We start from the raw sequence: 11,878 nt of genomic DNA on the forward strand, positions 1-11,878 counted from the left end.
TTTGGAGAAAATAAAAAGAAAAAAAGTTTTAAAAGAAAAATGGTGCTGGGCATAACACCCAACACCAAGTTTGTCTACAGTCTGACGCCACTTCCTTCCCGGGAAGTGACGTTTTTGTTTTTATAACGCTACAGCTTCTGGCATGGTTCTGATACTTTTATCAGAATAGCTTATTTTACTGTAACTTTTACTTTCTTATAAAGTCCGTTCTGTGCATAACAGTAAACGTAGCATTTACCTTTTGCTTTCGCTTTGATCACACCCTTTTTGCTTACTGTTGCAATAGAAGTGTTGGTAGAAACATAGCGAATATTGCTGGTATACTTTTTGAATGTACCCTTGGAAGCAATGGCTTTTGCCTTGATAGTGGCTGTTTTGCCTTTCTTTAATGTAAAGGCCTTCTTGTTTACAGTCACTTTCTTAATGTCTGCTTTCTTTCCGCCGGTTGTGTTTGTATAGATCACTGCTGACTTGGTGATTCTTCCATAGCTGCCAAAAGCTGCCACATAATACTTATAAGTTGTTCCTTTTTTCAGCTTCTTCTGTGTCCAGGATCTGGTTGTTCCGGATACAGCTTTCAGAAGTTTTACTTTACCGTTATTCTTTGCGCCATAAATCTTGTAATTCTCAGCGCCATTTACCTTCGTCCAGCTAAGTGCCACAGATGTTTTGGCTGCTTTTGCTCTGGCAACAAGTACCTGTCCACGTTTCGCAGGTGCCTTTGTAGGCTGAGGTGCCACTGTTGGATTCGGTGCAGGTGTTACCGTTGGCTTAGGTGCCTCTGTGGGTGTTGCAGGTACTTCTGCTGCTTTTACCTCAATGTCTTTCATAGCCACTGCATAATAGGTATATGGTGCATTGGATACGTATAATCTGTAGGAACCGGCCTTCTCTGCTTTAATTACTGCAGATCCGTTTTCATCTGTTACAGCCTGTGTCTTTTCACCGGTTGCTTTGTTTTCCAGAGTAAGTGTACTTCCTGCCACTAACAGTTCCACAGTATTCCAGTTGGAATCATATCCGTAGGTCTTCAGTGTTACAGCAAATTCTTTTCCAGCCTCAACAGAAGATGGAACATCCTGGAAGAAAAGGTATTTATCGGTCCATCCGGTTGTATCCGCATATACAAAGAGGCTGAACTGATCGCCGGTGTTTACCACACTGTTATGTGCAGCAGTCATATTTCCACTTGCATCCATAGGATACTTATCATTGATCAGGTAAGAAACATTTGGATTCTGAGCCTTGAAGATGGTATTGATCTTACCTGTATTGTCTACAGCCAGATATCTTCCCGGATCGTTCTCAAAATCTGTTCCATATAATTCTTTATGGATTGCATAAAGGACATCCACAACAGCCACTTTATTCTTCATTTCCTCCGGCTTTTCATAACCATAGGATTTGGCTGTATCTGCAGCTACTGTCATGGAAAGAAGCTGTCCCGGCTGGTTTGCTATCTGATTAAGTCTTACAGTGATTGCTGCTGTCACCACATTCTGAGCATCCTGTGCCTCTGCTGCAGCGGCTTTCAATTCACGGATTGCCTGACGGAGTTCTTCCTCTGTTACATTTTCCTTTACCTGAGCTGCTTTTGCAGCATCCAGAACCTGCTGAAGCTTTGCCTTTGTTCCAGCCGGATACTGTCCAGGCTCCTGCCCTTCTATCATAGCGTCCAGCATTTCCTGCGTGCTCTGGATCAGATCAGCCAGACCTTCTGCTGCTGATTTGGTACCTACAACAGTAACGGTAACTGAAACAGGCTGTCTGTAAAGCTTCTGCAATGCCTCATTATCCGGATGTTTCTTTGCAAATACACCATACCTCTCACTGCTGAGCAGAGAAGAAATGGTGATCTCTGTATCTGTCTCTCCTGGATAAACATTCAATGTATCGTGATTGATATATCTCTGGTTGGATGATTTAAATCGATTATAGCCTGCCCCTTCCATGATCCAAGAATCATCAAAGAAATCATCTGCAATAATGCCTTTTCCTGTTCTATCAGTAAAACTGTAGATCCATTTTGGATTTCCATTTTCATCCAGAACCATTTCCTGGAACGGATGCAGATTTCCAGTAATAGAATCCTTATCCGCATACCGGCCGTCATTAATACCGTCAAAGTAATGCAGCTTTGCCTGCTCCATCATTGCAAGCTCATCAGCAAGAACGCTTGCATCAAGAGGCTTCACAGTCATCGGGAATCTCTTTACTGCGGTTACATTTTCCCTGGTAAATGTAACTACAAGATCTCCTGTAATATCCTTGGTATAGAAACCGTCTACATATGTGCGATAACCATTAACTGTAACTGCTTCATTTTCGGAGGTTACAGTGATTTCACCATTGTTAAATACTGAATGATCGTTTTCATCCTTGATTCTGGTGTACCTTGGCAAACTAAAATCAGCCTGGCAATTGTTAAGATCTACAACTTCGTTTTTATTTACAAAATCTGTAAACTGATCTGCTGTATAGTACTTATCAAGGATTGCCAGAAGCTCTTCCTCTGTAGGAGGTGCAATGTTTGTCCCTTTTACGGTAACGGTAAAATCCTTGGTGCAGCTTGTAAAAGCATTTACTGTTTCTCCACAATAAGAATTAAGAATCGTATCATTTGCATTAAAAGTAGCTGTAAGTGTAACCTCCGTATCCTTTGCAGGAGCATGGATCACACCTTTTACTGGCTCTGTTACTTTAATGCTGGTTGCATCTTCCACACTGATCACGGTAGGATCAGAAGATGTCCAGGTAATTTGTGACCATGCATAAAATGCACCATCTGTCATGATCTGCGGAAGAGAAAGATCAGATTCAACTTCTGTCTGAGAAGTATTATTGCCCTTGATCATATCCCAGGTAAGGCTGTCTTTTTCCTCTGCCATCTTACGGCTGAAGTGATCTCTGTCCCATCCAACAGTTACCCTTGTAGAATCAGTATCTGCCTGTGCTCCATTCAATTCAAATGTAAACACAACATCCAGACTCACACTATTAATATTATTAGATGCCGGTTTCTGAGATGCAATATAATGAATCACACCATCCACTCCAATGACATCTGTATTATCTGATGATTTTACAGCAACCTTGATGCCAGCTGTATCAATGGTGTAAGAAGCAAGCTTGGCTTCTACAAAAGCATTAATATTTTTGTATTTATCGTAGCCAGGTCTTAAAGCGCCAAGTTCTTTATTAAACTGGGCAACTGTTGCGTCAACCTTAGCCTGATCTGCAGGATCAATAACCACATCCTTCTGCATTGCAACCGGATATGCGATCTCCACCTGATTTCAGGAAGGTGTATATGTACCTGTTGCATCCTTATAGCCATCTGCCTTAACAGTATAGGTATACTCAACACCCTTCCTCAGACTATAGACGCCATTAGCAGGCTTGTCTTCTACAGTATAAGTTTCATACTCATCGTAATCATCTTCTTCCTCATGTGTCACCTTAACTGTGGCATTGTCAACTGCCTGTCCCAGATAGGTTGGCTTAAAGGTAACTTTATATGTAGAAATCTCCTTAGTCAGCTGAATAAGGATCTCTTCATCCTTTGTTACAGTAAATTCGTCAGAAGCATTCTTATAGTTTTCTACACCACTTACACTCCAGGTATATTTATACCCCTCAACAAGGCTGTAGCTTCCGTTCTTTCCATTTATAGGCTGCCAGTCGCCTGATTTCTTAACCGTTACTTCTACGTCTGGAATTACATCTCCGGTATCTTTATCTGTTACCTTAAATGTAATGGCATGTATAACCGTTTTTGATAAGGTAACGGTTTTCTCAAGCTTCTCCGGATTACCTGAAAAAGTAAACTTTTCCGCATAAGAATTGTATCCATCACGTGTTACAGTCAGCTTATACTGCATATCCTTTATCATCTTGTAAGTTCCATCAGACTCATGTGAAACAGTGTCAAAAGGATAAGACATCTCTTCCAGTTTTACATCAGCATCGGTAATCTCTTTCTGATCAGAATCCTGCACCTTTAAAGTCAGACGATAATCATATACTTTTTCAGCTGCCACTAATGTGATCGTAAAATCCTGTGAAGCCAAAGCCGCTGCTTCTGCCCGTGTCGCATCATCGATCACATCTGTACTGGTATCTGCTGCAAATAAACGAAGAGTCGCTGTAAAACTCTGGTTTCCTTCTTCTGCGGTTGGACGAGTAATACCTAGACTCCTTGGCGCTGAAGGCTTTTTACTTCCCCAATTAACATATTTACTGTTAATATACCAGCCACTTCTATATGAGCTGGTACTTCCTTCAGTTTTTAATCGCAGAGATGAAATACTCGATCCAGAGGGAGTTGTCAGTCCAACAGTATAGCTTAATCCATCATCACTTTTTACTACATTTGCACCACCTGTGCTAGTGATTTTATTTGTACCATCAATATAATTAGTTTTCAAATACGCTGCCGCTGCTGTTTTGGCATCCTCTGCCTCATCATAAGCAGCATCCGGCTGGGCCAGCTGGAAATCATCTGAATCTTCCAGGATTTCCTCCGGTTCATCCGCAATTACATCTCCGTCAGAAAATGCATCTTCTGCAGATACTTCTTCCCAAGTCTTTTGACCATCTGAAAAAGCGCTGTCAGATGCAAATGCATAGGACGGCATCATTGTGAGTGTCATCATTGCAGCCATGGATATAGCTGTCAACCTTTTAAACAGTTCTTTTTTTCTCACGTTTCCTTCTCCTTTTCTTTTTCAAGGTTTATTGTTTGAACAGCCAGAAATACACCCATTGTCCCTCTCTCATAAGCATAAATGGCAACAAAAAACAGAGCCCCATTGTCCACATGAGTCTCTGTCCTATACAACGTGTTGGAGGCTGACTTAAGGTACCCGCCATACCTTACACAGCATTGGTTCCGGATTCTCACCGGATTTCGTCAAATCAGCCAAAAGGCTGAACCACGCCTGGTTATTCATTGTTTAAAAAGTATAACATTTTGCCCAATAACTGTCAACCTCCAGAACACATTATCAAGATTGCAAAATTCATTTACCGAACCGTCACCCGTACCACCTTCCTCTTCTTTCCTGACTTAACCGTTATCCTTGCGCTCCCCTTTTTCTTCCCGGTAATCACCCCTCTCTTATTCACGGCCACTATCTTTAAATTGGATGACATATAACTAACCTTTTCCTGGGAAGTAATGGGTGAAAGCACAGGCTTCAACGCCAGCTTTCCTTTTCTTTTCAAAGTCAGCTTTCCTTTCAGCCCGGTAATACTTTTGGTTTTCACAGTCTTAGCTTGCACAGTTACAGTAAGACTTAATTTCTTTCCGCTTGCCAGAACAGCTGTTACAGTGGCTTTTCCCTTACGTAAGCCCTTGATCACACCTTTTTTCGATACAGACACAATTTTCCTGTTAGAACTGGTCCAGGTTTTCACCAAGTCCCCGTTAGCCAGGCCTGACACTGACACCTTAGATGTAGTCTGCCGGATCTTAAGGGGAATGCGCTTTACATTCAGCTTCCCTGTAGGAGACAGCTTCTCACCCACTGTACGGGTCTGTACAGTACCCTTGCTGCCTGTCCGCTGCTGTACCTCCGGTTCAAACACCGTAGCAGGTGAAAGAGTTGACCAGGTGCCAAAAACCTCTGGTTCATCCGGTACCGGCGTAGGTGTTGGCGTAACAATGATCTCTTTTCTTTGGATCGTCAATATATAATCACCTGTTTTTCCGGTACGGGTACGTACTGTGATCCGTACCTTTGCCTCCTGGATCTCAGGACTTTTATCCAGATAAATGGCGATCCTGCTGGCATTACCGCTTCCTGTGGTTTTGCCAAAAATACTTACCTTCAAGGTTCCCTGGATCCCTGCTGCCGTTACTTCTGCATCTGATTCTTCTGTTTCTGCAAAAATATTGATAAAATCACGGTTTCCGGTATAAAGCACCCGGTATTCCGCTGTATTTCTGTCAAATGCCGGAGAGATCGCCAACCGTGCCGGAACATTACTGTAAGTATTGCTGGTGCTTACTGTCAGATTCTCAAGCGACGGAACAGACTGATCCCTTGTAATATAAAATACGTATTTTCTGCTTTTTCCAAGACACTGCGCCAGCACCTGCACCTCTGCCTGTCCTGAAGATACATCAACCGTATAAGCGCTGGTAATATTTTGTCCATTCACGGACAAGGTACAGCCATCCAAAGCCTTAAACTGCAAAGTTACAGTTTTTGTTTCCTCCCCGATCAGCAGAGTATGCTCTGTTTTACTTTTCCGGAACATATCCTTCCACTTGATCGTACCTGCATCTGATTGTGCGGTTACACTGTCAATATATGCTCCGTTACATTCCACTGCCATCAGATAATTGGAATCATTCTTGAAATAAAGAGTTCCATCACGGTCAGCACAGATGGTACTGATACAGTATTCTGCCTGATCTTTCTCAGGTCTGAAAATCTCTGCAGCTGTGCCGGAGGTCTGTCCTGGTGCATCTGTCAGCATATAAATACCGCCAGGCTTTGCATTATAAGTAAAATACAGATACACCCGGCCGTCCGGAAGCCCGTCTCCGTTATAATCCCGGTTCTCGTAAGCGGTAGACATCAAGGGGGCAGCCTGAGGGTATCCTGGAATGGAAACATTATAAGCAAGGGACAGACCGGAAGATGTTTCTGTAAGGACCGCAAAATGGTGTCCTCCATCCGGATTAAACTGGCCGCCTGTACCGCATACACCCACATAAATCCTGCCCTTGTATACTACAGGAGATGCAGTTGCCATCCCCCCAAGACTGATGCTGTCCGTCTGACCGAAGGTTCCGTTCTGATTCATGGCGATCCTGTAAAGATAACCGCCTTTGGTGGTAAAATACACATACCCATTCTGGTAAACAATGGTAGACCGGATATCTCCTTTCAGCCCTGTTTTCTGATCTATCAAAAGCCCTGTATGGGTATTGACAGAATACAGAATTGCTGTATTGGTGTAGTCGTTTTCGGCCCCGTCATCTGACCCAAACACAAGATAATCCTTGGATGCATAGGCTCCTGCCCAGTAAAAACCACCTTTATGATTATATTTCCAGGTACAGTATTTCACCTCATCTCCCCTTGTGGGGTCCTCATCTGTAACAGACAGGCAGAAATAAGTTCCTGCTGTTGTTTCATTATCCCAGGTACCTGTATAAATATATCCGTCTTTATATGTAACAGGTGAAATCGTCTGTCCACCTATAGATTCACTGATCCACAGGGACTTAAGGGTAGTGGCACTGATTGCCTGGATTTTTCCGCCTCCAATCTGTGCAAACAGCATCCCCTCTGCATAAGTCAGTGGAATCATAGCATAGACCATGCTTCCTGATAGCGGGTCACTGGTTTCCTGGATCTCCCCTGTGTTCCTGTCCAGTCTGTAAATATATTTTCCGGAAGCTACATACAGCTGGCCTCCAAGGATCAGCGGCGGAGTTACAGAAGCTTCCCAGCTGCCTCCCAGTTTTTTGGACCATTTTTCCAGTGCAGTTGAAGAGTTTTCCGGAGTTTCCCAGTTCACAACACCATTATTCGTATCACTGTTTCTGAAATTAACCCAGTCATTGTCTTGGATCTCTGTATGGCGTGCAGCAGCTTCCTGAAGGTCTGCCTGGATCAGGGCTGTTTCCCCTCCTGTAAATGTGCCATGGGCACCTACATAACCATAGCAGGAGACTGTCCATGTATAAGCTTCTCCATTTAATATATTATGAAATAAATGCAGATTATCCGAATCTGGTATCTGTCGGCTTCCTGCTGCATCATATACACTGACTACAGCCTGGGAAGGCGTGATCTGAAAGGCAAGATCTGTGCCTGCTTTTCTGGACACTGTCACACAATAATTTCCCTGTGATGTATATGTACTGCCCTGGTAAGCCGGATCCTCATAAGTATCCTGCACTTCCATGGAAAGCTGGATCCTTGTTTCCTCAGTGCCAAGGGGAACATCTACTGGATCGGATGTGGATACCGTGATTCCATTCACCTTCAGCTGGTACCAGTTCTCACCATATGCATTTGCCAGAAGCTTTACGCTTGTATCAACGGCAGGAACAATTGCCTCATATTCTCTGGTTTTTCCTGTAGTATCAAAATTCCGGACCAAATTTTCTGTAAGATCTGTATCAGAAGATCTGTAGCATCTGATATTCTTAAGATCCAGGCGGCGAAGCACCAGGATTTTATATACCTGGCTGTCTCCTTCAGTTCCTGCTGTAATGGTATAAACTGCCCTTTTTCCACCCTGTATACCGGATGTAAAGATCCTGCTGCCAAGACTATAGCGAAGTCCTTTTGAAGAAGCTGCAGCATCCATTTCTATTGTTTCCTGGGTATGATCCAGGGTCCATGCTGACAATCTTGCTTTAGCTCCTTCCGGTGCAGCAGCTGACAGATCTCCGGTCACATAAAAGGAACCTGAATCATAATTGGAGCTGTATTCTACTGTATAAACCTTTCCCTGAAGTTCCTCATCCAGATCCTCCCTGCGGTTCATTTCCAAAGGTGTTTTTACAGAATCGCTGACATATACATTCAGATCTGTCAGGTATTCCTCTGACTGGGCATTGGTATCCTGTACATCTTCAAACAAGAATTCCTCTTCTGTTACATCATAAACCTCTTCCGGCTCTGTCGCTTCATCTGCAAACTCTGAAGAATCTTTCCCGAAAGCTTCGCTTTCATCTGAAGTAAAATCTTCGGTAGAAAATACATCCTCCGGCTCTATTGTATCCTGCCGGGATTCCTCTTGTATATCCTCTGCCACATCAACAAACTGTTCTTCCCCATACACCTGTACACTTCCGGTTATAAGTGTTAATGCCAGCAAAGCAGCCATCCATTTTCTCATTTTTCTAGCCATACACCCTCCTTGCTCCTTTTTGGTCATGCCCTTATCCTTCTATCCGTTCTTTTGTACATCCTTTTGTAATGCCTTTTAGCAGCGGTAAAAAGCAGGATATATGCCAGGCCTGCCACTGCGCCTGCCAGCATCAGCTTTGTGGAAAGCCGCAGCCCCTTAAAAGCAGAAAAAATACTTTTTTTACCGGATGAACTGTTTTTCTGCAGATCTTTCGTATCAGGTGCCTGACTTTTGTCACCGGTATCCTGGGAAAAAGAAGATTTTATATTTTCCGCTTTGTCTTTTTCACTGCTTTTGGTTTGTTCCTTTGCAGTTTCTTTCTTCTTATCCTTGTTTTTCTTCTTAGCTGTTTCTTTATCTTTAATCTGACTTTTCTTTTTTCCAATAGCCAACTGAGCAGATCCCATTGCCCCGGCACTGCCTGCTGCCCCGGATGGATTTTTCAGAGATCCTGCAGTTCCCTGTACGTTTTTCAGCTTGTCAATAGATCCATCCCCGCCAGAACCAGGCTTTGTGGCCTGGGATTTATTCCCTCCGTATCCTGGTCTTGATGCCAGGCTGCCTGATGTGGCAGCTTTTATATCCGGGATCCGGATCACAAGCTGTTCACTGATATTGCCTGCCAGATCCTTCACTGCTATGACCAGATCCTTTTCCCCTGCAGTCAGGCCGGTAAGGGCGATGGTATCTGTTCCTTCACCTACCTGGGTTCCTTTTTGGGAAGTATCCAGCTTTGGCAGGGCTGCACCAGCCTGTGTCACCTGATAATACCGGTAACCTTTTTCACTGGTCTTATATACCACAGAAGCCGTATCCGTAGAAATTCGGCTTGCACTTATTTTCTTTAATACAGGAGGGGTTGTATCCATTGTAGACAGAGTCAGGTAGTAATCCTTTTTCATACCGTCAGAAGCTGTTACCTGGATCCTCACCTCCAGTTTTCTTTCGTTATCTGCAAACACAAGCTTCCAGTATCTATGCCCCATTCTATCATCATGATCTTTGATAGATTCATCCTTTTCCACAGTAGAAGCTTTCACACCGCTTAATGCATATACATGGATCTCACATTCTCCTGCTGCCTCAGGCCACAGATTCAGGCTCTTTCGTTCCCCCTCATAAACTGCTTTATACTTATTGTGCTCTACAGACAGCTGCGGATCCAGCTTCAGGATCCCTTTACCGTAAGTATCAGAACTGGACACGTATAAAGCCTGAAGTACAGGTGTTTCTGTTGGCTGTGGTTCTTCTGTTGGTAATGGTATTTCCGTTGGCAGCGGTGCTTCTGTTGGCAATGGTGCTTCCGTTGGCAATGGTATTTCTGTTGGCAGTGGCGCTTCCGTTGGCAATGGTATTTCTGTTGGCAGTGGTGCTTCCGTTGGAAGTGGCACTTCTGTTGGTACCGGCGCTTCCGTTGGTAATGGCACTTCTGTGGGCAGAGGTACTTTTGTTGGCACTGGTGCTTCTGTTGGTACCGGCACTTCTGTTGGCAATGGCACTTCTGTTGGTGCCGGAATCTCTGTAAGCACAGGTCCTGCTGTAGGCAATGGATTTTCGGTTGGTATCGTTTCTCCTCCTGTTTCGGTTTGCAATGACCCAAGAAGAAGAACGACAAGAAGCATTCCTGTTAATAATCGTTTCATTACCAGTCCCCCCATGTTTCTCCTGTTTGACCGGCCCCTACATCAGCACCGGAATACAAGGAAAAGCGAAGCCGTATCTCATCTCCGTCTGCCGGAAAATAAGCAGACATTCCCACATTCATATATTCTCCGTTTACAAAGTACAGCCATCCGGATTCCATTGTAAAATCAAATTCCCCGATCCAGTTGGCATCATGCTCTGACAGCTGGCAGTTGGCAGCGATCAGATGATCCATCAGATCCTGCGGAATAGCAGCGCTGGCAGCAATCCCGCCTCTCCCAATGGCTTTCAGGTAAAAGCCTCCGGAAACATCGCCATCATTTCTCCAATCAAAGCCCTGGGTCTGCAAAAATCTTAAAAGTACGGAAGACAGCTGTTCTCCTTGATAAAACCCTATGGAGGTAGATGGAAGAATAGTTCCAAGACCAATGGTACCAGCTTCAATACTGATGGTCACAGATCCTGCAGGCTGCTGCTCCTCCTCTGAGCCTTTATAAATGGTAAACACAGGAAGAGTGGTACATCTGCCTTCCTCATCTGTGGCACGGATCTCTATGGTATTGGCTCCTTCTGCCAGATCCAGCCGGTAGGCAAAGATTCCATCAGAAGGCTCTCCTCTGGAAGAAAGCCGCTGTCCATTTCCTGTGATCTGAAGTGCCGAAGCCGAAAGGCTGTTGCCATACCAGTCCTTTGCCTGTACGTAGAAAGTTCGGTAAGAAGCATTGACAGTTTCTCCATCTGTCAGATCTGTGGCAACCGTAGGATACTGATTTACCGGTTCCTCAGGCACCGGTGAAGGAGTAGGTGCTTCTGTAGGAGCAGGCGTTACCGGTACCTGTGCGCCATCTTGATTACGGTCGTCATTCTGATCAGGAGCACTTTCCTCATGCTCCGTGTTGTTTTCTTCACCTGAAGGTTCATATACAATGGTATTGGTCTGGGAATCCGGATCCGGCACTGTGGGTGCGTCTGTCACCTGAACAGGGGTTGGATCCGTCTTATCCTGTATTTCTTCTGGATCTGCAGGCGTTACAACAGGCACAGGGGAAGGTGTTATTTTTTCTTCTTGGGGTGTTACCGTAGGTTCAGGCAAAGTCTGAGCCTGCTGGATAAAATCCTGTTCTCCCTGACTGTTTCCTTTGTCCTGTCCGCCATATGCATATCCCTTGCCAAGATACCCCTTTAAGGAACTTTGGGCATTGATCCCCTGAATAGGATCTGTCTGGATCTCCTGCTTTTCCTGACGAAATCCGCTGTACAACACAGCCAAAAAAAACATCAGAAATGCCAGTAGAAGAACACTTGTCCATATTTTGTTTTTCCTGTTTTTTCCCTTGCTCCTTTTTTTCATTGC

5 protein-coding genes are annotated in these 11,878 nt (G+C 44.2%); all 5 read right to left on the reverse strand.

The features are described 5' to 3' along the window. Positions 1–170 precede the first annotated feature (170 nt). The 5 genes from G5B11_RS19380 to G5B11_RS01135 all read right to left on the reverse strand — a co-directional run bounded on the left by G5B11_RS19380 (position 171) and on the right by G5B11_RS01135 (position 11,875). A complete protein-coding gene (locus G5B11_RS19380) occupies positions 171–3,290 on the reverse strand; it encodes an Ig-like domain-containing protein (RefSeq protein WP_173726573.1) in 3,120 nt (1,039 codons plus the stop codon). Positions 3,291–3,296: 6 nt separating this feature from the next. Further along, entirely contained in the window at positions 3,297–4,706 is a 1,410-nt protein-coding gene (locus G5B11_RS01120) for a hypothetical protein (RefSeq protein ID WP_173726574.1), read from the reverse strand. Between the two features lie 319 nt (positions 4,707–5,025). Beyond that, positions 5,026–8,880, reverse strand: a complete 3,855-nt coding sequence (locus tag G5B11_RS01125; RefSeq protein WP_173726575.1) for an Ig-like domain-containing protein — start codon at positions 8,878–8,880, stop codon at positions 5,026–5,028. 23 nt (positions 8,881–8,903) lie between these two features. Further along, the gene (locus G5B11_RS01130; RefSeq protein ID WP_173726576.1) at positions 8,904–10,523 is read right to left on the reverse strand and encodes a hypothetical protein; all 1,620 of its coding nucleotides are present in this window, start codon (positions 10,521–10,523) and stop codon (positions 8,904–8,906) included. After that, positions 10,523–11,875 carry a DUF4430 domain-containing protein gene (locus tag G5B11_RS01135; protein ID WP_173726577.1) on the reverse strand — a complete coding sequence of 451 codons (1,353 nt, stop codon included), beginning with the start codon at positions 11,873–11,875 and terminating at the stop codon, positions 10,523–10,525. Before G5B11_RS01135 ends, G5B11_RS01130 begins: the two co-directional genes overlap by 1 nt. Between the last annotated feature and the right edge of the window lie 3 nt (positions 11,876–11,878).

It is taken from the genome of Blautia glucerasea (assembly GCF_013304385.1).
GTDB classification, from domain to species: domain Bacteria; phylum Bacillota; class Clostridia; order Lachnospirales; family Lachnospiraceae; genus Blautia_A; species Blautia_A ammoniilytica.